This window comes from Winogradskyella sp. HaHa_3_26 (assembly GCF_019278425.1).
In the GTDB taxonomy this organism is placed as follows: Bacteria; Bacteroidota; Bacteroidia; order Flavobacteriales; family Flavobacteriaceae; genus Winogradskyella; species Winogradskyella undariae.
Genome location: NZ_CP058981.1, coordinates 1,555,334 through 1,581,668 on the forward strand (window position 1 = coordinate 1,555,334; position 26,335 = coordinate 1,581,668).

At 31.4% G+C, this 26,335-nt stretch carries 25 protein-coding genes and 1 tRNA gene; 8 read left to right on the forward strand and 18 right to left on the reverse strand.

What is annotated here, in order from left to right; translation table 11 throughout:
* Positions 1–10: 10 nt before the first annotated feature.
* A complete protein-coding gene (locus H0I32_RS06685; RefSeq protein ID WP_179312514.1) occupies positions 11–631 on the forward strand; it encodes a MarC family protein in 621 nt (206 codons plus the stop codon).
* On the forward strand, positions 628–1,947 hold the full coding sequence (locus tag H0I32_RS06690; RefSeq protein WP_179312512.1) for an APC family permease: 1,320 nt from the start codon (positions 628–630) through the stop codon (positions 1,945–1,947). Before H0I32_RS06685 ends, H0I32_RS06690 begins: the two co-directional genes overlap by 4 nt.
* 10 nt (positions 1,948–1,957) lie before the next feature.
* On the opposite strand, the gene H0I32_RS06695 is transcribed toward H0I32_RS06690, so the two are convergent.
* From H0I32_RS06695 to H0I32_RS06730, 8 genes are all read right to left on the reverse strand, one after another.
* Entirely contained in the window at positions 1,958–3,121 is a 1,164-nt protein-coding gene (locus tag H0I32_RS06695) for an MFS transporter (RefSeq protein WP_179312510.1), read from the reverse strand.
* 138 nt (positions 3,122–3,259) lie between these two features.
* Positions 3,260–4,030, reverse strand: a complete 771-nt coding sequence (locus H0I32_RS06700) for an RNA polymerase sigma factor (protein WP_179312509.1) — start codon at positions 4,028–4,030, stop codon at positions 3,260–3,262.
* 88 nt (positions 4,031–4,118) lie between these two features.
* The gene (locus tag H0I32_RS06705) at positions 4,119–4,529 is read right to left on the reverse strand and encodes a hypothetical protein (protein WP_179312507.1); all 411 of its coding nucleotides are present in this window, start codon (positions 4,527–4,529) and stop codon (positions 4,119–4,121) included.
* 202 nt (positions 4,530–4,731) lie between these two features.
* A complete protein-coding gene (locus H0I32_RS06710) occupies positions 4,732–5,808 on the reverse strand; it encodes a response regulator (RefSeq protein WP_179312505.1) in 1,077 nt (358 codons plus the stop codon).
* A gap of 1 nt (position 5,809) precedes the next feature.
* On the reverse strand, positions 5,810–7,432 hold the full coding sequence (locus H0I32_RS06715) for a PAS domain-containing sensor histidine kinase (protein ID WP_179312503.1): 1,623 nt from the start codon (positions 7,430–7,432) through the stop codon (positions 5,810–5,812).
* Positions 7,433–7,597: 165 nt separating this feature from the next.
* Positions 7,598–8,215 (reverse strand): hypothetical protein, encoded by a 618-nt coding sequence (locus tag H0I32_RS06720; protein ID WP_179312501.1) that lies wholly within the window; start codon positions 8,213–8,215, stop codon positions 7,598–7,600.
* Positions 8,216–8,257: 42 nt separating this feature from the next.
* Positions 8,258–9,025 (reverse strand): patatin-like phospholipase family protein, encoded by a 768-nt coding sequence (locus H0I32_RS06725; RefSeq protein WP_173588266.1) that lies wholly within the window; start codon positions 9,023–9,025, stop codon positions 8,258–8,260.
* A 128-nt stretch (positions 9,026–9,153) separates the two neighbouring features.
* The gene (locus H0I32_RS06730) at positions 9,154–9,750 is read right to left on the reverse strand and encodes a DUF6134 family protein (protein WP_179312499.1); all 597 of its coding nucleotides are present in this window, start codon (positions 9,748–9,750) and stop codon (positions 9,154–9,156) included.
* Positions 9,751–10,049: 299 nt separating this feature from the next.
* On the opposite strand from H0I32_RS06730, the gene H0I32_RS06735 reads away from it, so the two are divergent.
* From H0I32_RS06735 to H0I32_RS06745, 3 genes are all read left to right on the forward strand, one after another.
* Complete coding sequence (locus H0I32_RS06735; RefSeq protein WP_179312498.1) at positions 10,050–11,555, forward strand: PAS domain S-box protein; 1,506 nt, start codon at positions 10,050–10,052, stop codon at positions 11,553–11,555.
* Entirely contained in the window at positions 11,552–12,619 is a 1,068-nt protein-coding gene (locus tag H0I32_RS06740; protein WP_173588263.1) for a response regulator, read from the forward strand. Before H0I32_RS06735 ends, H0I32_RS06740 begins: the two co-directional genes overlap by 4 nt.
* Before the next feature lie 89 nt (positions 12,620–12,708).
* The gene (locus H0I32_RS06745; RefSeq protein WP_173588262.1) at positions 12,709–13,548 is read left to right on the forward strand and encodes a universal stress protein; all 840 of its coding nucleotides are present in this window, start codon (positions 12,709–12,711) and stop codon (positions 13,546–13,548) included.
* Between the two features lie 80 nt (positions 13,549–13,628).
* Here H0I32_RS06745 and H0I32_RS06750 read toward each other — a convergent pair whose 3' ends face one another.
* The 7 genes from H0I32_RS06750 to H0I32_RS06780 form a co-directional block, all read right to left on the reverse strand.
* The gene (locus H0I32_RS06750; protein ID WP_179312496.1) at positions 13,629–15,044 is read right to left on the reverse strand and encodes an alkaline phosphatase; all 1,416 of its coding nucleotides are present in this window, start codon (positions 15,042–15,044) and stop codon (positions 13,629–13,631) included.
* Between the two features lie 18 nt (positions 15,045–15,062).
* Positions 15,063–15,500 carry a hypothetical protein gene (locus H0I32_RS06755; protein ID WP_179312494.1) on the reverse strand — a complete coding sequence of 146 codons (438 nt, stop codon included), beginning with the start codon at positions 15,498–15,500 and terminating at the stop codon, positions 15,063–15,065.
* On the reverse strand, positions 15,490–16,716 hold the full coding sequence (locus tag H0I32_RS06760; protein WP_179312492.1) for an ABC transporter permease: 1,227 nt from the start codon (positions 16,714–16,716) through the stop codon (positions 15,490–15,492). Before H0I32_RS06760 ends, H0I32_RS06755 begins: the two co-directional genes overlap by 11 nt.
* Positions 16,713–17,342 (reverse strand): ABC transporter ATP-binding protein, encoded by a 630-nt coding sequence (locus H0I32_RS06765; protein WP_179312490.1) that lies wholly within the window; start codon positions 17,340–17,342, stop codon positions 16,713–16,715. The genes H0I32_RS06760 and H0I32_RS06765 overlap by 4 nt, the downstream gene beginning before the upstream one ends.
* 18 nt (positions 17,343–17,360) lie before the next feature.
* A complete protein-coding gene (locus H0I32_RS06770) occupies positions 17,361–18,560 on the reverse strand; it encodes a GTP-binding protein (protein ID WP_179312488.1) in 1,200 nt (399 codons plus the stop codon).
* Positions 18,561–18,628: 68 nt separating this feature from the next.
* The gene (folE, locus tag H0I32_RS06775; RefSeq protein WP_179312486.1) at positions 18,629–19,294 is read right to left on the reverse strand and encodes a GTP cyclohydrolase I FolE; all 666 of its coding nucleotides are present in this window, start codon (positions 19,292–19,294) and stop codon (positions 18,629–18,631) included.
* A complete protein-coding gene (locus H0I32_RS06780; protein ID WP_179312484.1) occupies positions 19,284–19,688 on the reverse strand; it encodes a MerC domain-containing protein in 405 nt (134 codons plus the stop codon). Before H0I32_RS06780 ends, folE begins: the two co-directional genes overlap by 11 nt.
* 79 nt (positions 19,689–19,767) lie before the next feature.
* Here H0I32_RS06780 and H0I32_RS06785 point away from each other — a divergent pair, with 79 nt between their 5' ends.
* Positions 19,768–20,148, forward strand: coding sequence for a Fur family transcriptional regulator (locus H0I32_RS06785; RefSeq protein WP_173588254.1), 381 nt, complete (start codon positions 19,768–19,770; stop codon positions 20,146–20,148).
* A gap of 55 nt (positions 20,149–20,203) precedes the next feature.
* On the opposite strand, the gene H0I32_RS06790 is transcribed toward H0I32_RS06785, so the two are convergent.
* A tRNA-Leu gene (locus H0I32_RS06790) sits at positions 20,204–20,285 on the reverse strand.
* Positions 20,286–20,431: 146 nt separating this feature from the next.
* On the opposite strand from H0I32_RS06790, the gene H0I32_RS06795 reads away from it, so the two are divergent.
* On the forward strand, positions 20,432–21,373 hold the full coding sequence (locus H0I32_RS06795; protein ID WP_179312482.1) for a ribose-phosphate pyrophosphokinase: 942 nt from the start codon (positions 20,432–20,434) through the stop codon (positions 21,371–21,373).
* A 180-nt stretch (positions 21,374–21,553) separates the two neighbouring features.
* The gene (locus tag H0I32_RS06800; RefSeq protein ID WP_179312481.1) at positions 21,554–22,171 is read left to right on the forward strand and encodes a 50S ribosomal protein L25/general stress protein Ctc; all 618 of its coding nucleotides are present in this window, start codon (positions 21,554–21,556) and stop codon (positions 22,169–22,171) included.
* Between the two features lie 79 nt (positions 22,172–22,250).
* On the opposite strand, the gene H0I32_RS06805 is transcribed toward H0I32_RS06800, so the two are convergent.
* Positions 22,251–24,488: a patatin-like phospholipase family protein gene (locus tag H0I32_RS06805; protein ID WP_179312479.1), complete on the reverse strand. Its 2,238-nt coding sequence runs from the start codon at positions 24,486–24,488 to the stop codon at positions 22,251–22,253.
* Between the two features lie 47 nt (positions 24,489–24,535).
* Positions 24,536–26,335: an excinuclease ABC subunit UvrC gene (gene uvrC / locus H0I32_RS06810; RefSeq protein WP_179312477.1), complete on the reverse strand. Its 1,800-nt coding sequence runs from the start codon at positions 26,333–26,335 to the stop codon at positions 24,536–24,538.

Here is a 26,335-nt window from a genome sequence, read left to right on the forward strand (position 1 = left end):
TGTACTAAAAATGGACGATCTAATTACATTTGCTTTAACTGTCTTTACTGGTTTTTTTGCTATAATGAACCCTATCGCTGGTATTCCTTTATTTGTTTCTTTAACAGAAGGTGCTGATTCAGAAACCAAAGAACGAATAAATAAAAAAGCGACTTTAACAGCTTTTTTAATTGTATCTACATTTGTAGTCTTAGGTAAGTTTGTATTTGATATTTTTGGTATTACTATTCCTGCTTTTAAAATAACTGGGGGAATACTTATTTTCTATATCGGATTCGAAATGCTTCAATCTGTAAAATCGAGTGTTAAACACTTAAAAAATATAGCCTTCGATGAGCAAATAGCAATCTCACCATTAGCAATTCCTCTACTTGCTGGCCCAGGTGCTATTGTAACTGCAATGAATTTTGTAACCGATGTAGATGCAACACGTATCATAATTGTAATCATAATGTTTGGTTTCATCTGTGCTTTAACATATTTATCATTTCGCTTAAGCGATTTTATTGTTGAGAAAATAGGGAAAAATATAATTGGTGTTTTAAATAAAATAATGGGGTTAATTATTGCCATTATCGGTACCAATATGGTTATTGAAGGCATTAAAATCTCATTTAATTTAAGTCTATGATCCACAGAAAAAGAAACAAAAACCTTGGTTTAGCCGAACTTGTTGCCATTGCTTTAGGCGGTATGGTGGGTGGTGGAATTTTCACGGTTCTAGGTATTGCTGTTTCTATTGTGGGTAATTTGGCGCCTGTCGCTATTATTATAGGCGGCTGTATCGCTGCCTTAGCAGCCTATTCTTACGTTAAATTAGGATTATATTATAAAGATGAAGGTGCTACATATTCTTTTTTTAAACGCACCTATCCTGCTTCAAAATTTTCAGCCTCTGTAGTCGGTTGGTTTGTTCTTTTTGGATACATAAGTACCTTAGCATTGTACGCTTACACATTTGCTTCTTATGCTATTAGTAGCACCGATTTCGCTAATGATATTTGGATTAGAAAAAGTATAGCGATAGCTGTTATTGGTTTATTCACATTAATTAATATTTGGAGTGTTAATGGAATGGGGAAAATTGAAGACGCCATGGTTTATACCAAACTCATTTTACTCACAATTATATCCGTCGTACTTATTCAACATGGTACTACTGATTTTGGAACATTTGTAGACAATATGGTTGTTGATGCAGAAAAATCAAACATATTCTCTATTCTAATAGTCGCATCATTAACTTTTGTGGCCTATGAAGGTTTTCAGTTGGTTATCAATGCTGTCAACGAAATGAAAAATCCTGATAAAAACATCCCTAGAGCAATCTATACTGCCATTACGTTAGCTATTATTATCTATGTTGTCCTTTCTATGGGGGCATTGTTTGCAATACCTACAGAAGAAATAATTAAGAATAAAGAATTTGCGTTAGCCGCAGGAGCAGGAAATGCAATTGGAAGCTTAGGTACTAACATCGTTATCTTAGGTGCTATTTTAGCAACAAGTAGCGCTATTAGTGGAACTGTATTTGGTTCCTCAAGACAAATGGCAGTAATTGCAAAGGATGGATATTTTCCGCATTGGTTATCTATTAGAAAAAAGAACACGCCTAAAAATGCCATTATCACTATGGCAGCAATGTCTAGTATTTTAATTTTATTGGGAGGCTTAGAACTAATTTTAGAATTTGGAAGTATCACCTTTTTATTTGTCTCATTACTAATGGCAATTGCCAATTATAAAATAAGAGACAAAACAAATTCTTCAAAATTTATAACCATTCTTTCTATTATAGGACTTGCCGTTGGTGGACTAATGATACTGTATTATGAGTTTAAAAATGAATGGAAACAGATGTTAGCCATTATAATCTTGTATCTAGTTCTCGCTATTTTTGCTTGGATTTATTCAGAAAAAGTAAAAAAAACAACCCTTAATCATTAAAGGTTACTTACTATTTAGATCGAGATTTAGAAAACAATTGAACGATTAAAATAGCAACTGATATTAAGATTCCTAAAACAGAAACACCTTGCCAAGCGTAATGCTCCCAAGCCAAAGCACCTAGCGTAGTCCCTAATGATCCACCAATAAAAAAACCGACCATATAAATGGTATTAACGCGATTTCTAGCTTCTGGATTTTTAGAAAACACAATACTTTGATTTGTAATATGTAAGATTTGCAATCCTAAATCTACCAAAATGACACCGACAGCTAAACCAATAAGAGAGTTTGCTGAAAAGTAGAAAATAACCCAAGAGAAAATTAGCATTACGGCAGAGAAAAGAATGATTTTATTCTTGTTGAATTTATCATTTAGCTTTCCTACAACGGCTGCAGCTAATGCTCCTATAACACCAAAGAGACCAAAAGCCCCCGTAATATCACTACCGTAACCAAAGTTATCTTCCATCAAAAAAACAAAGGTGGTCCAAAAAATACTTAAACCCGCAAATCCAAGGCCACCACGTAATGCAGCGAGTCTTACTGAAGGTTCCGTTTTAAAATAAAACCCAATAGATTTTAGTAAACTACCATAACTCCCTTTATAAGTAGGATTGATTTTTGGTAACTTAAATTGAAGTAAAATAAAAAGCAATACCATTAAACCGGTTGCTGCAAAATACATAAATCGCCAGCCAAACCATTCACCAACAATACCACTTATAACACGAGAGCCTAGAATACCAATAAGCAAACCACTCATTACAATACCAATAGCACGCCCACGACTTTTATCATCCGCTAATTGTGCCGCCATAGGAACAAATAATTGCGGAATAGCAGAAGAAAAACCAATAAGAAAACTACTCGTAATAAGAAGAAACAACGAGCTAGACATCGCTGCCGAAATAAGTGAAATTACCATTAAAGCAAAATCGAACTGTAGTATTTTTTTATTAGAGATCTTATCGCCTAATGGAATGATAAACAACAACCCAAAGGCATACCCCAACTGTGTCGCTAATGGCACGTTACTTATAGCCGACTCACCAACTCCAAAATCAACAGACATTTGGTGTAAAAGTGGTTGATTATAGTAGAGATTAGCCACCACAAGTCCAGCAGAGACACTCATTAAATACAGTACTGAATTGGATAATTTTTTATTCATTTTTTCTAAAACCTAAAAGCTGTTTTCACTTGCAATGATATCATTTTTCACCGCTATCTTGCAATTTTTATATCGCTTTTAAACCTACTTTTTCAAATTAATAAGTAATGAATAGTTTATTCTTTTAAACTGTATTTATTATCTAACATCATATCTATTAAAGAAACTTTTTTGTAATGCTTTTTTTGCATCTTGTAAAAGCTCTTCAACTTCATTGAGTGTATTGTTATTTATTTTTGCAATTTCCTCTAATTCAAAATTTTGAACAGCAGATAACTCAAAAACTTTTCGCATGGCAACAGGTAAATTATAGAGTACCATTTTAATGTGATTGTTAATCTCTTCTACTGTTAGATCATTATCTATTTTTTCTACCAACGCTTTCTGGTCATCCTCAATAAAAATGGGGTTTAATGTATAATCATTATGATTATAGGATATATCATCTAGTTCTTCAACAAGTAGAAAATCACCACCACCATCTTTACTATAATTTTCTTGCATTGCATCCCATTCTGGCTGGGTATAATCATCTATATTTTTAAAAAAGAAATCATCAAACTCTTCTTCTACAATAATATCATCTAACAAATTATTTGTTTTTTTAAATAGCCAGAGATAGAAATCTTTTGCATTTGAAACCTCATCGATATGATCATAAATTTCAATAAAAAGTTGATCTATAATATCATTTGCTTTGTATTTATTTTTTGAGAAGTTTCCTTTTTTTATGGCTGTTTTTATCTGATCATTAACATACCTTTTAATTTCTGGCATGATCTTCATCGCTAAAGCATCAAAAGAAATTTGATTTCCTTCTTTCTTTAGCTGAACAAGATCTGAAAATGATTCGGTTACAAAAACACGAGACTCTTTTTTATTTTGAGAATATAAAACGGTAGTTTCCATGAGACACATATTTAATAATTATAATATAAAGGTCTCTACTTTTTAGAAAAGATGAAATGACTTAGGTCAGTCGTTAAGATAAAGCTTATTAAGCTAAAATTTTTAATTGAGACTCTAATTTATTCAACACTGTGCTTGAACCTCTCAAAATTAGAATGTAATTCCCTTTTTCTAATGCTTTTAAGTAAGTGTTTACATTATTTTGATTGATACCAAGTCCTCTTAAAATACCAAAAAGCCCCGTTGACATTGAACCTATGGTTTTACCATTAATTTCTTGTAAAAACATGGGCGTAAGAAATCCTGCAATAAAAAAAGGACCTACATCTGCATTTAAGATGATTCCAAAATTTGAAGACAATTTTAAATTGTGCTCACAGTATTGCTGTAATTTTTTCTTAGCATTTAAAAAATTAGAGTTAGGTTTTTCTGCTTCTAATTTACCTAAAACAGAAATTTGAACGTCATTAATAGGAGTATGATAAATACTATTTATCACATTTTTAATTTGCTCAATTTTTGGATAAGACCTTAAGAGTACCCTTTTTTCTCTCGAAGATTTTGTAGTAGAGTTCATGAATAATTCAATATCAGCAACCTAATTGCTAGTTTCTGTAACAAATGTAATAGAACAAATTATTTACAGAAATGACCTACATCACTCTTCAATATTTATAAAAATTACTCCATATGATTTACACTTATAGCGATCCGAATTCTGCAATAGTCTCTAAGCCTTTTCGATCTAACAAAACAAGTCTCCTATTAGATTCTACACCTATTAAACCTTCGTGTTTAAATTCTGTTAACATTCTAATGGCTGTTTCTGTAGCTGTACCAATAAGTCCAGCAAAATCTTCTCTAGGGATGCTGATACCAGCGTGTTCTTCATCCTTAATCATTCCTTTAGCATCTAATTCTAAAAGTGCTTTAGCAGTGCGTTGTCTAACGGTAGCAAAAGCCATATCTACTAAATGTTCTTGTAGCGTAATTAAACTATTAGAGATCATTCCGGTAAATTTATTAGAGACCTCTTTGTTTCCGTATAAGAGTTTTGTGAAATCGGCTTTAGGAATTGCACAAACCTCAGCATCTTCTAAAACACCCGCAGTTTCTATGTAAAGCCCTGTGTTTCCTAACAAAGATAATTGCCCAATAAAATCACCAGAACCGTACATTCCTGTTACAAATTCTTTTCCGGTTTCTGTTGTTCTATAAGTTTTCACATTTCCACTTTGTATAAAATATAAATGATGGGCAGCATTACCTTCATCAAAAATTCGATCCTTGGTTTTATAAATTTGAAGGCTACGGTCTTTTGAAAGTGCTTGGAGATTTAAATAGTCTGAAGCTTCATCAAAGAATTGATTAATACCGTCTATATTTTTAGAAAATTCTTTCTTTAAAAAATTGTTCTTATTTAAACGACACTCAATAGCGCCTATTAACTCATCCTCTTCAAAAGGTTTGGTTAAATAATCATCAGCACCAAGATTCATTCCTTTTCTAAAGTCTGATTTTTCGGATTTAGCAGTAAGAAAAATAAAAGGAATACTCGCTGTTTTATGATTCTGACTTAAATATTCATAAACCCCATAACCATCTAATTCGGGCATCATAATATCACATAAAATGAGATCCGGAAGATTTATTAAGGCTTTATCTACACCTATTTTTCCATTTTCTGCGGTAATGACGTCATAGTTTTCTAGCTCTAGAATATCAGCTGTGTTTTCTCTCACATCCTGATTATCTTCTATTAAAAGTATTTTTTTCATTCTATATCATCTTTAAAGGAAGCTGAATATTAAATGTTGAACCGACATTAAGTTTACTTTCTAATTTTATAGCTCCTCCCATAAGTTCAGTATATTGCTTTACGATATTTAATCCTAAACCAGTTCCTTCGATATTAGTGGTGTTATTAGCACGATAAAAACGTTGAAACATATGTTCTATCTCTTCTTTTGGAATCCCAATCCCTTCATCAATTATAGCGATAAAGATTTGAGTATTTTCAATTTTTATTTTAAAAACTATGGTTTTCTCTTCTTCAGAATACTTAATAGCATTAGATAATAAATTGAAAAGTATATGTCTCATTAATTTATGATCTAAAAATACATCAACTTTAGGCACTTCGCATTTAAAATGAAAAGTTTGTCCGCTTTTTTTAACACTTTCCATCTCTTCTATAACCGATTTTGAAAAATCGATAAGATCAAAAGATGAAGGTTGTGCTAAAACTTTACCTTCTTGTAGTTTACTCAATGAAAGAAAATCGTTGAGAATAACAACTAGATTTTTAACATTAGATCTAATTTTAGAAACATGTTTTAGTCTTTTATCTTCTTTACCTGGGGCATTTAATTTTTCTATTAAAATTGCCGAAGATAAAATAGCACTAAGAGGCGTTCTAAATTCATGAGAAGCCATAGAGATAAATCGTGATTTTAACTCACTTAACTCTTGCTCTTTTTTTAGTGTATTTACAACTTCGAGCTCAGCATCTTTTTGAAGTGTAATATTATTATACACCATTAAAATCTGTTCAATTTTATTTTCTAGATTCATTAAAGGTGTAGTATTAACCAAATAACATCTGTTATTAAATTCTATTTCAAAAGAACAATGCTCTCCTTGTAAGGTTTTTTCAATATTTAATTTAATTTTTTCCTTTTCTATTTCCGTAAGTCCTAGAATATCATTTAATATAATTCTTACATCTTTAATCCCTTTAAATCCCAACCCAACGACTTCTTCCCCTTCTACAAGAAGAATTTTAAAATTTAAATCAAAAACAATAACAAATCCTTTGGGAAAGTTACGAGACATATTTTCTAACAAAAACTTACTATGTAATACTTTACTTTCTGCAATTCTGGTTTCTTGGATTTGGTCCTCTAAATTAAGATTAGATTCTGTTAATTTCTGAACGATATACTTAAACTCATTAGTACGTTCTTGAACTGTATTTTCGAGTTCTTCTGCATAACTAGAAAGTTTTTCAGTAGTATTTTGAATAAATTGTTGCTCTGTTTTATCTGCTTCTGAAATATCTTGAACAAACCTTTCTAAAGCAATTAGGTTATTGTTTTTATCATAGATACCTTGACCATGTTCACTCAAAAACCTAAGGCCTCCATTTTTATGTTTTATATGGTATTCTAGGTAAAATGTTTGTTGATTAGCTAAGGCTTGTTGAATAACATCCCAAACGCTACTTCTATTTTCTTCTATAATAAGATGCCCTAAGTGTATACGCTTCTCAATAAAATCAGCACTTGTATACCCTGTTAGCTCAAGGCAAGCTTCACTCATATATTCTGCAGTCCAGTTTTTGTCGTTTTTTGTTCGGAAAAACAAAGCTGGTAAGTTATTGATAGATATATCTAAATTCATGAGATAAATTTTCCGACCATTAAGGTATGTTATTTTTTCTACTGAAGATTATCTTTTATCACAAACTATTGAGTTAACGTTTTATATATGATTAACTGTGTAGCTTAAGCGACTAAGCAAGCAATCACGATATATAGAATTTCTGTACTTAAGTTTTAAAAACAATTAATTATATAAGAAATTACCCATAATCATTATTTCTTGTTTTGCTAATGAATCTTTTTCAGATCTATTTAGTTTAGTTTTTCCATCTGTATATATTCTCAAACTAATATTGTTAACTTTATCAGGATTCATGCTCGAACCATGCCATTTTATAGGTGTCTCGACTTTAATTTGATATTTCCGTTTATATACTTCAGGAATAATTATAGAATTATTCTTTGGTTTTATTTTTTTATTAATTGGAAAGCTCCAATTCAATTCAGAGTTTTTTAAATCCCCATTGTTATAAATCACAACAAAATACTCACTATTATATTCAGATAAATCTACATATAGTTTTTTATTATTAGACAAGTAAAATATCAAAACAATTCCTATAAAAAGGAATTCAAAAATTGAAAGTTTAATCGGTTTTATTTTATTTACTAAAATTCGATCAATAACTAAAAAAGGAAAAAAAATAAAAACTCCGAGTAAAACTAATACGCCTCCTAAACTCGCGCCTCCATTCAACGTTAATCCATAAACCCCAAAAGGAATTCCTATAAACAGTACAAAAATTCCAATTATTAAAAATAAAGTAGGTTTATTTTTTAAATTCTGTTTAAAATTCTTCATTTTTTAACTGTATCCAACTTACGATTCAAAATAACTTAAAAGCTAACTTTTAAATACTATTTTATTTTCTTCTAAAGCTCTTTTTGTCGTTTCATAACCTAACTGAAAGATGGCATCAACATTATTCATCCCAAAAGTGGTGTAATTCACTAATTCTTGAGGACTAATCACCATATCACATTCAGAAAATTTAGACATTGCTTCGGCAGCGACCATAATTTTATAAGAACGTTCTACAACGGAGTAAGAGTGTTTTAAATCTCGCATAGATACTTTTTTTAATGGATTTACATAAACACCAATAATTTTATCGCACTTAGATTTTAAGGGCTCTACCGGAAAATTATTTAACGTCCCTCCATCAACATAAAATTTCCCATTAATTTCTGTAGGTGTAAAAACCCCCGGAAAAGAAGCCGATGCGATAATGGGTTTTATTAGCTGTCCTTTACTAAACATTTTTGATGTGCCATCTACAATATTTGCAGCCGGAATGAATAATGGCTTTTGTAAATCTTCAAAACTATCATTAGGAAAATAAGCTTTTAGATCGTCGTAAAAATTATCAGAATTAATGAGTCCTGGTTTTTTAATAGCAAATCTTTTAGTATTAAAAAGCGGTATGGTTTTAAAGAAATTTAGAATATCGGAGCAGCTTACACCTGCCGCATATAAAGCACCAACTATAGCTCCAGAACTGGTCCCTGCAATATGTGTTGGAAAAATCCCAACTTCTTCTAATGCTTTAATTGTTCCTATGTGAGCGGCTCCACGGGCTCCTCCTCCAGATAATACTAATCCTATATTCATACTTCCGGTTTTTAGTTCTGTTACAAATGTACAAGCTTGGTTTTAAACAGATGTTAAATAATTAAAACGAAATAATTTTACAGCACTTTAAAATATTAATAGTACTATTTTAATAAGAAACCAAAGTGTTATTTATTTCTAGCAATAATTTCAAATTTAATTAATCCCCCATCAATCGTTGCCTTTTCTAAAACACCTTTGTTATAATAATAAATATTTTCTCTTCCTTTTAAATTTACTTTTTTATACGAATGATTCCCCAAGGCTTCTAGTGTATTAAAATCTCCAGCTTGCTCAGAATAACAGCGCATAATATTTTTAGGTTCTTCAAAATAAAGTTGAATAGTGGCATTATAAATAGAAGTCTCTAAAATCCCTTCATTCTTATCGTCTTTTACTACTTGATAAACTGATTTTACTCTTTTAGTATGTGTTTTGGCATGTGGTTTTCCATTCACCGTAATATCTACAACAGATGTTTCTAGCAAATCATCATTAAAGACAACATTGTATTTGTAATTAACACTAACATCTTTTATAATTCTAGTTTTAATAGTTGTAGAAGTCTTATAATAAATCTTAGAATCCTTTATTGTTTTAGTTGCATTAAGACTCCCTATCACATTTCCTTTATGAACAATATCGAAATTTAGATTTTCTTTTAATGGACCAGAAGCACCTCCTAGAGTGATAAAAACGATAATAAATATAAAATCACGAATCATAAAATTGCAATACTATTTTGGGATCAAATGGTCTTAGTATGCAAATTAACATTTTTAATAAGAATAACGATTCATTTGTGCGAGTACTAAATAGATATACAATTTGCAATAAGATTAGTAAACGTTTAAAAAAGCTCGTGTTTTAGAGCGTAATCCTTAAAAAAACTCATGATAAAGTTTTCAACACAAAGAACACTTTAAATATGTTAATAAGAACTGTTACAAGTTAATACTTGTAGTCTTGATATATTGAATAGGATTTTTATCTTTATCTTATTTTAAAACCAATCATTTTTAAGATGTTTCAACAAAATCAAGAAATTTTTAATATTCTTTTAAACTCTGTCTCAGAAGGTGTTGTAATTGTTGACGAGAAACAAAATATCGTAAAAGTGAATAAGGCTGGTGAACAAATGTTCGGTTACGCAGAAAACGAACTAAATAACCAACATCTAAATATTTTAATCCCACAAAACCACCGCGCAAATCATGGTCACCATTTTAAAGGCTTTGTAAAAGACAACAAAAAACGCAGCATGGGTAATGGCCGTGATATTAATGGAGCTAAAAAAGATGGCCGTATTTTTCCTATTGAAGCCAGTTTAAATCCTTTTAGCCTTTTTGGAGGTAATTATATTATGGCTTTAGTCATAGACATTACAGAGCGTAAAAAGCTTGAGCAAGAAAAAAATCATTTAGCAAATATAATTCTCGAGTCTCTAAATGAGGTTTACGTATTTGATGCTAATAGCTTATTGTTTATTAATGTAAACTATGGCGCTCAAAAAAACTTGGGTTATAACATGAGCGAATTAAGTGCAATGACCCCCTTAGACATTAAACCTGATTATACCGAAGCTCAATTTAGAAAAGAAATTGAAGTATTAAAAAAGGGTTCTGTTGAAAAACTTGAATTTGAAACCCTTCACCAACGTAAATCAGGAACAACATATCCTGCAAACGTTCATCTTCAACGTTCTCAATTTGGAAACAAAGATGTCTACGTGGCTATCATCTTAGATATTACAGAACAAAAAAATTATACTCAAACTTTAGAAAAAACAGTTGAGATACGAACTGACGAACTAAAAACAGCCTTAGCTGCAGAAAAAGAACTTAACGATTTAAAAACAAAGTTCCTCTCAATGGTATCTCACGAGTTTAAAACTCCCTTAAGCGGTATTTTAACCTCAACTATTTTGTTGAATAAATATAAACTAACAGAACAACAAGAGAAGAGAGAAAAGCACATAAAAACGATTACCGATAAAGTACAATACCTCAACACTATTTTAAATGATTTTCTTTCTGTTGAAAAATTAGAGAAAGGTAAAATCAATTATAAATTCACAAATTTTAAGCTTAGTAAAGTTTTAAATGAGGTTATTTACAATGCTAATATGTTATTAAAAGATGGTCAACATATTAATTATCCCGAAAACATAGATGATCTATCCTTGTATCAAGATGAAAAAATTGTAGAACTTTCTTTGTCTAATCTTATGTATAATGCTATTAAATATTCATCTGAACATACCATTATAAATATTGAAATTTCACAAGACGAAACCGATACAACATTCAAAGTTATAGATAACGGTATTGGGATTCCTGAAGTCGATCAAAAAAACATCTTTAATCGTTATTTTAGAGCTGAAAATGCCTTATTAATGCAAGGAACCGGAATTGGACTGAATATTGTAAAAGACCATTTAGAAAATTTAAACGGAAGTATTACCTTTGAAAGCACAGAAAATATAGGATCTACTTTTACGATTAAACTTCCTAACAAAGCACAGATATGAAAACAGTATTACTGATAGAAGACGATACGGTATTAAGAGAAAATACAGCTGAATTATTAGAGCTTTCAGACTACAATGTTATAACAGCTGCTAATGGAAAATTAGGAATAGAGATGAGTAATGAGCACTTACCAGATATTATTATCTGTGATATTATGATGCCTATTCTCGATGGTTATGGTGTACTCGAAGAATTATCTAAAAACAGTAACACAAAATTTATCCCTTTTATATTTCTATCAGCCAAAACGGAACGTCAAGATGTAAGAAAAGGAATGGACTTAGGTGCAGACGATTATATTACAAAACCTTTTAGCGAAGATGAAATTATAAGCGCTATTGAAAGTAGAATAGCAAAAGCTGCAATCTTAAAAGAAGAACGTGAGTCTTACCAAAATACTACGGAAGAGAACACCGTTGAAGATGGTACAGACGAACTAAAAACACTTAATGATTTAAAAAACTTCTTTGACGACAACGGAACCGTTTTTAAATACAAAAAAAGCGCAAGCATCTACAAAGAAGGAAAAAACTCCAACTACATCTACCTTATATTAAGTGGAGTGGTAAAATGTTTTAAATATGATGAAGAAGGAAAAGAGTTAACCACAGCACTTCATAAAGAAGATGATATTTTTGGTTACACCTCTTTTACCCAAAATATTCCATATAAAGAAAGCGCAACCTCTATGACGGAAGTTGAAATGGTAGGCGTTTCTAAATCAGAACTCAAAGAAGTATTAGATAAAAATCATAAAATAACATTAGAAATTATTGAATTATTATCCGATGGTATAACGGGTATAAAAGATCAATTACTTCAAATGGCATACAGTTCTGTAAAACGAAAAACCGCTGCTACAATTTTAAGGTTTGCTGAAAAAATAAATGCAAAACCAGAAGATCCTATTAGAATCTCTCGTAATGATCTTGCTAGTGTTGCTGGTATTGCTACAGAAACTTTAATAAGAACCATGTCCGATTTTAAGAAACAAGGAATTATAGAAATGGAAGGCCGAACAATTAAAGTATTAGACCTTCAAAAATTACAAGATATCCATTAATTTTCTAAGTCTATTTTTCATTAGTGACCAATATCATATTTTAATACTGTTCATCCGTATAGATTTGTATATATTAAGAAATCGATACGATGAATATTTTACTACCTACAGACTTTTCTCAAAATTCATGGAATGCAATTTTGTATGCTATCGACTTTTATAAATCTGTAAAATGTAATTTCTACATACTTAACGTATGCATCACAGATAGCTTTATAGGGGGTGATAGTAACACAACCCCAACAGCAGAACAAATCAATGATTTATACACCCAACCTTCAAAACAGAGGTTAGCATCCTTATTAAAAAGAATACACGAAGTAGATAAAGCTAACGATAATCATCATTTTTACACCTTAACAGAGTATGGATTCTTTTTAGAATCTATAAGAAAACATGTTATAGAAAAAAAAATAAATACCCTTGTAATGGGTACAAAAGGAGCTTCTGGTTTAAAAAAATATATTGTAGGCAGCAATACAGGCGATGTTATTACCAAAGTAAAATGCACAACATTAGTTGTACCCGAATGTGCAAAATATAACGAAATCAAAGAAGTGGCATTTCCTTCTGATTTTAATTTGGCATACGATTTAAAAACTTTAGAACCACTAACAAATGTTTTAAAAGCGTCTAAAGCAAACCTAAGTATTGTTCATATTCAAAGAAGAGAAGCTAAACTAAATGCAGAACAGCTTACAAACCTAGATATAATTTCTACTTATTTTGAAGAATACAAACCTAGCTTTCAAAATTTAGAATGTAAAAAAGTAGAAGATGCCATACAGTCTTTTGTTGAGCAAAAATCGATTGATATGATTGCAATGGTTGCAAAAAACTTAAATTATTTTCAAAGTATTTTATTTCACTCTAGAGTTGAAAAAATTAGTTACCATACGGATATTCCATTTCTAGTAATTCATGAATAAATCAATTATTTAACTACTACAGCACTATATAAAATTATCATCTATTTTATTCGAATTCAATAAGTTTCAAAATAAAAAGATTAAAATTTATTTTCTATTTCAGCAGCTTCAAGCATTAAATAATGTAAATCTGTATTCTTTATAAACGGCTTTAACAGATGACTTCCTGGTCCATATATAGCTAATTCAACATAATCAGCAGAATGTTGCATACTTATCCAACCTACTGAATTATGCGGTTTTTGCATTCTAGCCAAGATATTAAAAGGAAGATGCTTTGGGTTATAAAGTCCATCTGCTTTTGGTATATCCTTGTAATAATCTAATAATTGCTTACTCTCTTCGTTTGATAGCGCAATATTATTGGCATAATCTATTCTTTCCTTTATTTGAGATATAGATGTTTCCTTACCAATACCATTTAAAATCCATTCGTTAGTATGCTTATAGTTTTGAATAGAGTCAAAATTATCATTAGCATCAGATCCATAAATAACACCAGGGTTTGCATTACCGTGGTCTGTAGTTATAATAACTAAGGTTTCCCCATCTTGTTCTGCAAAATCCATAGCGACTTTAATAGCCTCATCATGATCAATTTGATCGTGTATTAATCCAACAATATCGTTACCATGAGCAGCCCAATCTACTTTCCCTGCTTCAACCTGTAACACAAAACCTTCTGAATGATCTTTCATGGTTTCAATGGCTTTTTTAGTCATTTCAGCAAGTGTTGGTATGTTTTGAACCAATTCTTTATTATTATCTCTATCAATAGCATACGGAAGAGCATTATCATTAAAAACACCTAAAATAGGCTTGTTTGTTTCTGCTGAAAGCATAGCTTGTTTTGTGCTCACAACCTGATAACCTTTAGACCTAAACTCTTGATACATGTCTTTTTTATCTTTCCTTTTATCTGAAGAAAAATAATCACCACCACCACCCATCATCACATCAAACTTCTGTTCTAAATATTTTTCTGCAATATCTTGTTGTGCATTTCGAGATTTAGAATTCACACAAAAACCAGCAGGCGTTGCATGTGTAATAGGAACCGAAGTGACACAACCAGCCTTTTTTCCAGATGTCTTGAATTTCTGCCAAATAGGAAGATGCGCTTCTCCACTTTTACTAACATTTAAACCGCCATTTTCAATTCTCACTCCACCACCCCAAGATGAACTAGCTGCAGCAGAATCGGTGACAATAGAACTTGCCGATGCCATATCCATAAGCGCTCTACTCACTTTATTCTTTTTATATAAGTCTAACCAATTAGAACCAACACCTGTTTTTCTAGAGAGATACAAATCGGCCATATTTAGCGTACCAGTACTCATACCATCACTTACAACAACAATAATGTTCTTTGCTTTTTTATTTTTATCCGTAACGTCATGGCCAATTTCATTAGCTAAACTATCAAAAGGATGCAATAGTGCTGTCCCTAATGCAAATAGTGACCCATTTTTAAAAAAATTTCTTCTGTTCATTTTAATATGGTATAATAATTAATCTACAAGTTCTCCTTTACTGTCTTCAAGAATAAAAATAAAATGATCTACATCTTCTCTATTTAATACTAATTTACCTGTCATAACCACAACAGCATCTGTTTTAAAGTTTGGCGCTTCTTTAAATTGAAGTTCAATTACAGTATCTGGCTCACCTTGACCACAAAAAAAACACGAAGACATTGGTGTTTTAGACAAAATATAAACGCCATCTTCTGGTGCTATATTTAAAAAATAACCTGTAATTTCAATTTGCTTCCCTGCCAATGCCTTTACAGAAGGTAAAAAGGTAGGGTACTTATAATATTCTTCATAAATAGGAAAAAATCTATCTTCATAATCAACCTTTGATAAGTCTTCCCAAGTTATTTTTTGTTGACTAAAACCTAAGAAGCAAGATAAAAATACAATTACATATAGAAGGTTATTTTTCATGACTTAAAATTGTTGAAATATTCATTTTTATAATCGGGTATAAAGCTAATGTTGCAGAAAAAATCACCATTAAAAGTACAAGACCTCCCAAGTGTAAGACCTCTTGAAAAGGCAATTCTTGAAGTATATTTCGCTGGCTCTTAGAGGCTATAAAATCAACTACATAATTTAATCCTATTTTAACGAGTAAAAAGCCAAGGGCAAATGCTAAAAAAGCTATAAGTACACCTTCATACAACACCATTTTTATTAACTGGAAATTGCTAGCACCATAAGTTCGTAAAATAGCCAAATCAAAAGCGCGCTCTTTTACCATTTTATACAAGCTGATAAAAATGGTTAAGCACGACATCACTAAAATTAAATAGGCAATCCAAGAAATGGTTTGAAAACCGACACTTGTATATTCATATAATTTATGAAGTTCATACTTGGGTAAAGCAGCAAGCATATTGGTACTTTCGTTAATTTTTCTAGGAAAAGTTAAAAGCGCTCTAGGACTTTTGAAGGTAACTAATAATGAAGTGATTTCCTTTTCCTCTTCCGCTGTTTCATAATGATGGTGATGGTGCTCCGTTTGATTTTCATCTACCTCCTCTTCATGATGATGCACATCCCAAACACTTTCTAAATTAGTAACAATTAAGCGATCTATTACTTTTTGTGTCGGTTTTAATATACCAACCACAGTTAATTCATCAGCATGAACATCCACACTATTTTCCACTAAACCATGAGAACTTAAAAAAGTATCTCCTTCTTTAATATTTAATGTTTTTGCAACAGTAGCTCCCAAAACCACTTCCATAGATTTCTCTACATGACGCCCTGTTTCTAATTCGGCTTGATATATTTTTTGAAAATCATTAGTAGTTCCTACAATTCTAAAACCTTTGTAATTGTCACCATAAGAAATAGGCACTGCCGACTTAATTCTTGGGTTTTTTCCTATTTCTTTAGCTTCACTATATGAAATATTCCCTGTTGGATTGTCTAAATGTAATACGGATGCTAAAACCAATTGTAACGGACTGCCTTTGGCTCCAATAACTAAATCTATTTTTCCTAAATTAGTTTCTATTTGGTTTTTAAAACTATGTTTTAACTGTTCTATTCCTAAAAGAAGCGTAATACTAAGTGCTAAAATACAAATGCTTAAAAATGTATATAAAGGTTTTGTTTTTATGTTTTGTATACTAATTTTCCAAATATTCATAACGTTATGGTATTTTGAAAATAGGGTTTTATTCGATGATCATGAGTAATGACAATTAAACTAGCTTCAGTTTGTGCTGCTTGTTTTATTAATAATTCTATAACTTTTTTACAATTTTTATCATCTAAACTAGAGGTAGGCTCATCAGCCAATATAAGTTGTGGTTGATGTATTACAGCTAATGCTATACCGAGACGCTGTAATTGCCCCTCACTAAGGGCATTTATTTTACTGGTTTTATGCTGTAATAAATCTAATTGAGACAATAAAGCATCAATCTTATTTTGATTGACAGGTTTTTTACTACAATACAAACGTGCTTGTAAATTCTCGAGCACATTTAAAGAGGTAATAGCATGTTTTTTTTGAAAAACAAGTCCTATGTTTTGCCCTCTAAACTGATCTAATTTCCGCTGGTGTAATGTGGTTACATCTTCTTCATTTATAAAAATAATACCAGAAGACGGTTGCAAAACCCCCGCTAAAAGATGCAATAAAGTCGTTTTACCTATACCCGACGCTCCCAAAATGAGCAAGTGTTCTTGCTTCTCTAAACTGATATCAGGAAAACGAAACATCGCATCCTTTTTTTTATATTGAAATGTAAGATTACGCGTTTGTACCATTTTTAAAATTAATCTTCTTTATCTAACTACAGGCCATTGATCCTCTTGAGGGAACCTATTATTTTCCCACAACAGAACCTCTTGATCTGTAAGCAAACAAGATTCAAGTTGTGCCATCACAGCTGCCTTATCTAAATATTGGCCAATAAATACCAATTCTATTTTTCGGTCTCCATACAATACATCCCAATTAGATTCGATATCTGCTTGATTCTCATTAAACGCATTGTAATCTATACGCTCTGAAAAAGGCATAGATGCCCACCAAACTCCAGCAGAATCCGCTTTACAAGATCCACCCGCAGAACTCCATATTAAGGCTTGATTAGATCTTGAAGCCATCCAAAATAATCCTTTACTCCTAATAATATTTTGAGGAAAACCTGAATTTAAATAATTTAAAAAACGTTCTGGATGAAAGGGCTTTCGACGTCTAAAAACAATAGAACTAATACCATATTCCTCGGTTTCGGGAGTATGCTCATTTTCAAGTTCTTTTACCCAACCCGCAGAAGCTTCTGCTTTGTCATAATCAAATAATCCCGTATTTATTACAGCACCTAAAGCTATATTTGATTGATTAGTAAGATGAATTTCTGCTTCTGGATTTAATTTATGAAGAATGCTTTTAAGTTCTTTAAGTTGCTCCTCATTAACTAAATCTATTTTATTAATGATAATCACATTAGCAAACTCAATTTGGTCGGTTAATAGATTTACAATAGTTCTATCATCCCCTTCTATATCTGTAAGTGCTCTAGTGGTTAAATAATCGGCACTAGAAAAATCTTTTAAAAAATTAAAGGCATCCACAACCGTAACCATAGTATCTATATAACTAAACCGACTTAAATCAATTTTACCATCTTCGCTTTCAAAAGAAAAGGTTTGTGCAACAGGAATAGGCTCACTTATACCCGTACTTTCTATGAGCAAATAATCAAATTTATTTTGAGCCGCTAGTTTTTCAACCTCTATCATTAAGTCTTCACGAAGTGTACAACAAATACAGCCGTTAGACATTTCTACAAGCGTCTCCTCGGTTCTAGATAATGTGTTTTCGTTTTCAATGAATTGTGCGTCGATATTCACTTCGCTCATATCATTAACAATTACAGCAACTTTTAAACCTTGTTTGTTATGTAAAATATGATTTAACAATGTGGTTTTTCCTGAACCTAGGAAACCACTTAAAACCGTTACAGGTAATTTTTTCATATAACTAATAATTGATATCTATAAAAATGGACTTATTTGTAATTGCTATAACTTTATCACCTCCTTATTTAAGGTGTCTCTTGTGCTACAATATTTAAAAACTCTTGTCGAATTGCAGTCTCTGAAAAACGTCCGCCATATTCTAAAGTTGTTGTATAACTGCTTTGGTCTTTTATACCTCTTGAAGACACACAAAGGTGTTTTGCAGTTACCGAAACAATGACATCTTCAGTTTCTAAAGCGTTTTGTAAATCTTGTAAAATCTGAAGCACTAAGCGTTCTTGAACTTGAGGCCGACGAGAATAATAATCGACAAGACGATTAATTTTAGAAAGTCCTACAACTTTATCTTTAGGAATATAACCCACATGTGCATAACCCGTTATAGGTAAAAAATGGTGTTCGCAAGCAGAATTGATAGTGATATGCTGCTCCACTAACATTTTTTTATAATTGTATTTATTTTCAAACGTAGATAACCTAGGTTTGTTTGCAGGGTTTAAACCATAAAACAACTCTTTTACATACATTTTAGCAAAGCGATATGGCGTGCCAGACAAACTATCGTCTGTTAGGTCTAAACCTAATTCTTCCATTATCTTTTTAAAATGATATTGAATATTTTCAATCTTTTCAGCATCCGTTTTTTCAAACGCATCTTTACGTAATGGTGTTTGAATATTTGCTGAAAGATGATGATCTCCTGTAATTATTATATTTTCTTTATCCTTCATTTGTACAACATTTATCAGAGTTACATTGGCAATATTTTCTATTATATAAATGCAATACAATTAACGCTATTGCAGGAATATAAATCCAGTATTCAGGTATAGAAAACCAAGCTATTTTTTCGTTGACAATAATAAAAAACAATAATCCCCAACTTACCCATAATACAGGTTTTACCCAGCTATTACCTGAGGTTTGTGCAGAACGATAAATGGCAAAAAAAGAAATAATAAGAAAAAAACTATCTATAAATCCCCACCATGTTGGCGTTTTACTACAAGTTGCTACAGAACAACTTTGAACAATAAATAAAAAAGGTGTAGCAACGCAATGAACAAGGCAAAGCGCACTTGCCATAGCACCCAATTCGTCTGATTTTTGTTTTGTAAATATCATAAACACACATTAATGCAACTCAGTTGCAAACTTAAACAAAAAATTTGTTATCGCAACTTAGTTGCATTATATTTGTATTATGGGAGTGATACGAAAAACAAAATCGGTAGAAGCATTACTTAACGAATTTAACCAAGGTCAGGAAGCTATTTCTGCAAAACAATTAATTGAACAACTTGATTCTAAGTTTAATAAAACAACGATTTATCGTGTATTAGACAGACTTGAAGAAGATGGTGTATTGCATTCTTTTTTAGGGAAAGATGGACTAAAATGGTATGCAAAGTGTAATGGTTGTTCTGCATCAAAACATAAAGATGTTCATCCACATTTTCAATGTTTAAAGTGTGGCAAGGTAGATTGTTTATCTATAAACATGCCTATTCCCCATATACCAAACCGAAAAGTAGAAGTTTCTCAGATACTAATACAAGGACTTTGCGAGCAATGTTTTGTTTAGTGGCTTTAAGATTTAGACAAAAAAAAACTTTGTAAATACTATTTACAAAGCTTTGTACTCAAGGCGGGAATCGAACCCGCACGTCTCGCGACATTGGATTTTGAATCCAACGTGTCTACCAATTCCACCACTTGAGCAAATTATAGGACCGCAAAAGTAAGAAATTAATTCGGGCAACACATCAAAAAATAGTAGGTTTTATAATTTTTTCACGCAAAATAATTTTCTAAATTTGGCAACACATAAAAAACACAACAAACCACAACTAAAACCCTAAAAACAAATGTCTTACGAAACCACAGAAGCCAAAATTTTTACTTGTGCTCAAAGTCAAGACTTAGCTGAACAAATCGCAAAAGCGTATGGAGTTAAACTAGGAAACGTTATTACTTCTACTTATAGTGATGGCGAATTTCAACCTTCTTATGAAGAATCTATACGTGGAACTCGTATTTTTATTATTGGATCTACGCATCCTGGCCCAGAGAATTTAATGGAAATGCTTTTAATGATCGATGCAGCTAAACGTGCTTCTGCAAGACACATTACTGCAGTTATGCCCTATTTTGGTTGGGCTAGACAAGACAGAAAGGACAAACCTAGAGTTCCTATCGCTGCAAAATTAGTCGCTAAAATGTTAGAAGTAGCTGGTGCAACTCGTATAATTACAATGGATTTACACGCTGATCAAATTCAAGGGTTCTTTGAAAAACCTGTAGATCACTTATTTGCTTCTACTGTATTTTTACCTTATTTAAAAAGTTTAAACTTAGATAATCTTACAATAGCTTCACCAGATATGGGTGGATCTAAACGTGCTTATGCATATTCTAAAGCTTTAAAAAGCGATGTTGTAATCTGTTACAAACAACGTGCAAAAGCTAATGTAATTTCTCACATGGAACTTATTGGAGATGTAACAGGAAAAAATGTTATCCTCGTTGATGATATGGTAGACACGGCAGGTACACTGACAAAAGCAGCCGATTTAATGATGGAACGTGGCGCTCTAAGTGTAAGAGCAATTTGTACACACCCCATTTTATCTGGAGATGCTTATACAAAACTTGAGAATTCTAAACTTGAAGAATTAATTGTAACTAATTCTATTCCTTTAAAACAAGAAAGTAAAAAATTAAGAGTTTTAAGTTGTGCTAATTTATTTGCAGAAGTAATGGATAACGTACACCACAATCAATCTATTAGCAACAAATTTGTAATGTAATTGACTGCTTTATTAATGCCTTATTTTATTCTGTTTTTAAGTATTCTATCATCTTAAACCATAGACAAATAAGACATTAGTAAAAAACAGACAACTAACACTAGTATTCTCATATAAAATATCTAAATTTGCACCCCTCAAAATGAGGTAATTAAAATTTAACAAACAAACATTTCAAAAATGAAATCAATTACAATTAACGGATCTCAAAGAGAAAGCGTAGGAAAAAAAGCTTCTAAAGCCTTACGTAATGCTGGTCAGGTTCCTTGCGTTATATACGGAGGAGACAAGCCTTTACATTTCTCAGCACCAGAACTGGCATTCTCAAAACTTGTATATACAGCTAGCGCGCATACAGTTGTGATTACTCTAGATAATGGCGATACTATCAACGCCATGATGCAAGAAATTCAATTTCATCCAGTAACAGATAAAATCTTACACATCGATTTCTATCAAATCTTTGAAGATAAGCCTATTTCAATGTTGATTCCTTTACATACAGTAGGATCATCTAAAGGTGTTTTAAATGGTGGTGTATTAAGAGTACCTTTACGTAAAGTAAGAGTAAAAGCAATTCCATCTAAACTTCCAGATTTTATTGAAGTAGATATTACACCATTAAAAGTTGGTAGTAAACTTTACATTACTTCACTTGAAAATGAAGACTACACATTTATGCACCCAGATAACACTGTTATTTGCCAAGTAAGACGTAGTAGATTAGCAGTTGTAGATACTGATGATGATGATGAAGAAGAAGGTGCAGATGATGCAGCAGAAGCTACTCAAGAATAAATAATACTATTTTAATTATAGTTCATATTATAAAGACTGCCAAAAGGCAGTCTTTTTTTTGCTCTATATTTCTATTAAATTAAAACCAAAATCCAAGGTTAAAAAACCAATTACTCTCACCTGTCTCTGGAGAATAGCTGTACTTACCTTCTAATGGGCCTAAAAAAGTTTCTAAAGAGTAACCAACAGCATAACCACTATAATTAAGCAAAGAAAGAAATTCTCCACTCTCAAAAATACCATCATCTATATTTGCATAGTTTGCTGCCAATATAATATGGTGCTTTTTAAAAACCTCATAGTCTAGCGTAAACGTTGTCTTTATAAAACTATCACCACTTAAACTTAAATAATCATACCCGTAAAACGAGTAAAAATTATTTATAAAATTAAAGCCATAACCACCTAATCCAAACCCTAGTAAACTTGAAGAAGCACCACCAATTTTAAAACCACCATTAGCCTCCGTTTTTAAGGACAATTTATCATTAAAACTAAATACATAACCAAGGTCTGCTTTAGCTATTGAGAAATCTAAAAAATTGGTATTAAAACCTGATGCGTCTAAATATAAATGAAAGTTTCCATTAAAATAAAACCCACTGTTCGGGAAGTAGAAATTATCATAATTATCAAATTTCAGTTCTCCAAAGACACTAAAATAATCTGTATTTTCAAAAACAATCTCCTCTCCTTCATCCTCATTAAATATAGTCTCTGAGGTTATTTTAAGTCGCTTGTGTTCAGCTCCTACTTTTAAAGAAAAATCTTTTCTAAATATAGTTTGCAAATACACTTGATTGGTAAAATCTGATAACTCTACATCAATTTTATTTAAACCGGTAAGTATAGGAGAATTTTCATCTAAAATTAAACTAGAAGTAACACTTTTATTAAACTGATTATAGCGAGACTTAACCCCTAAACTAATATAATACCCTTTATCAATAAAATAATCAAAATTATACCTCGAGTGATCTCCTAAAATAACATCTAATGAAGCAATATCATTATTAAAAAACAACTTCTTTTTAGTAAGGTTAGCAAGAAGTGCACTTTTATAAAGTCCATCATAATGAATACCTAAACGCAAAAACATAGAAGCCTGAGACTCTATTGCTTCACCTACAAGATTATATTCATATTTATCTTCTGTTGGCTTTAAACGGTACCTAAAGGCATCAAAATTATTTGTAGAAATAAGGTTATTTATTCCTTGTCTAAAATCTGAATAACTTATTTTTTCTTCCCCTTTAAACTTTAATTTCCCTAAGATATAAGACCGTGTATAACGGTCATTACCATCTATATTTACACTATTAATTCTAAGGCTATCTATAACCTCTAGCTTAGCATGCTCTTTATAGTTTTTCTGTATACTTTTTAACTCATGAAGTTTAGCTAATTGTGTTTTTGCGGCTATTTCTCCATGTGTAATTATATCTTTTCCTTCATCAAAAGAAATTACAGAAAAGTTAGAAATATCTGGTTTGATATAAATGTCTACTAATTTCGCTTTAGTTTTCATAGCATCTATAGTGCGAAAATTATTAATCTGAAGTAAGATATCTAAAGCAGATTTCAAAGATTCTCGATCTTTTAACGGATCTTGAACATCGACTCCTATAATAACATCCATCCCTTTAGCTCTAAGTTCTTCTACTGGAAAATTATTAGTTACACCTCCATCAATTAAAACATCTCCACCTATAACAACAGGTTGAAATAATGAAGGTAAAGCCCCACTTGCAGTTACAGCTTCTGCTAACTTTCCTTTGTCCATAATAAGAGATTCTCCTGTTTCCATATCTGTAGCGACACAGAAAAAAGGGATCGGAAGTTGACTAAAATCACTAATATCATCAACAGGAAGCATTAATTGATATAATAGATTATAAACGTTTTGCCCTCGAGATAATGCCGATGGTAAGGTAATTTTGAATTTATCAAAAGGTAAGCTAGCTACATATTTTTGAGCATTTTCTCGTTCATAAAATGATTTAGAAGCTCTTGAAAAATTATCATTGATTAAAGCCTCAAAGTCTTGAGATTCAAAAATTTCTTCGAGTTGTTTTCCTGAATAACCTGACGCATATAAAGAACCTATAATAGCTCCCATACTTGTGCCGGCAACATAATCTATTTTTATTTTTAAACTATCAATAACCTTTAAAACACCAATATGAGCAAACCCTTTTGCTCCACCTCCACTTAAAACTAAACCAACTTTAGGCTCTGATTGTGTTGTGCTATTTTGTGCTCTTAATGAAAAAAGTATAATTAGAAATAATAACGTTATGAGATGTTTTTTTTTCATTCTATTTAATCTAGACCCTAAAAAACCTAAGTGATATATCTTTAAAATTAAGTTTCTTCTTTATGATAATAATTATATACTTTGTTTGCTCTAGACACTCCAACAACAGCTTCGAGTTCGTCTAATTTAGCGTTAGCAATTCGTTTTACGGTTTTAAATTGCTTCATTAAATCAACAATTGTCTGCTCACCAACACCTGAAATATTTTCTAACTCTGTAGTTAAAGCGCCTTTACTTCTTCTATTTCTATGATGTTCTATCCCAAAACGATGGGCTTCATTTCTTAAAAACTGAATCACCTTTAACGTTTCACTTTTCTTATCTAAATATAAAGGAATAGGATCATCTGGATAAAACAATTCTTCTAACCTTTTAGCAATACCAATAATGGCAATGGTATTACGCAAACCTAAAGCGTCTAAACTTTTTAAAGCTGATGATAATTGCCCTTTTCCACCATCAATAATAATAAGCTGTGGCAATGGTTCATCTTCATCTAACAAACGCTTGTAACGCCTGTAAACAACCTCCTCCATAGACGCAAAATCATCAGGACCCACAACTGTTTTAATATTAAAATGACGGTAATCCTTTTTACTAGGTTTTCCGTTTTTAAAAACTACACAAGCAGCAACTGGGTTTGTCCCTTGAATGTTAGAGTTATCAAAACATTCAATATGCCTTGGTTCTTCAGGCAAAAGCAAATCAGCCTTCATTTGTGCCATAATTCTGTTAGCATGCCGGTCTGGATCCACAATTTTTATCTGCTTCATCTTATCCATTCGGTAATACTTCGCATTTCTAACGGATAAATCTAAGATACTTTTTTTATCTCCAAGTTTCGGGATTGTTATTTTTATATCACCACCTAAATTAACCTTAAAAGGCACATAAATTTCTTTTGAATTAGAATTAAATCGCTGTCTAATTTCAGTTATAGCCAAGGTTAACAAATGCTCATCCGTTTCTTGTAATTTCTTTTTTAATTCTAAAGTGTGCGATCTAATAATAGAACCATAACTCAGTTGTAAAAAGTTAACATAAGCATAACCTTCATCACTAATAATAGAAAACACATCGACATTACTAATCTTAGGATTTACAATGGTAGACTTGGCTTGGTAGTTTTCTAAAACCTCAAGTTTTTCTTTAATTTTATGTGCATCTTCAAATTGCATGGCTTCTGCATGCTGACGCATCTGAATTCTAAATTGTTGTAAAGAGTCTTTAAAATTCCCTTTCAAAATTTCTCTTATAGCAATAATATTTGCTTGATATTCTTCTTCTGTTTCGTAACCTTCACAAGCCCCTAAACAATTTCCTAAATGGTATTCTAAACAAACTTTATATTTTCCTGAATTAATTTTAGATTCAGATAAATCATAATTACAAGTTCTTAATTGATACAAACCTTTTATTAGACCTAATAGTGTTTTTACAGTTTTCATACTTGTGTAAGGTCCAAAATATTCTGAACCATCTTTTATAACACGACGTGTTGGGAACACGCGAGGAAAACGCTCTTTTTTAACACAAATCCAAGGATACGATTTATCATCCTTTAAAAGCACATTATATTTAGGCTTATATTTTTTTATCAGGTTATTTTCAAGCAGTAATGCATCGTTTTCGGTTTCTACAACAATGTGTTTTACCGAAACAATATTTTTAACCAAAACACGGGTTTTACCATAATCGTGATGCTTATTAAAATAACTGCTTACTCGTTTTTTTATATCTTTAGCCTTTCCAACGTAGATTAAACGCTCGTCTGCATCAAAATATTGATAGACACCAGGCTGGTGTGGAAGGGTTTTTATTTGTATGTCTAATGGAGATTCTGGCAT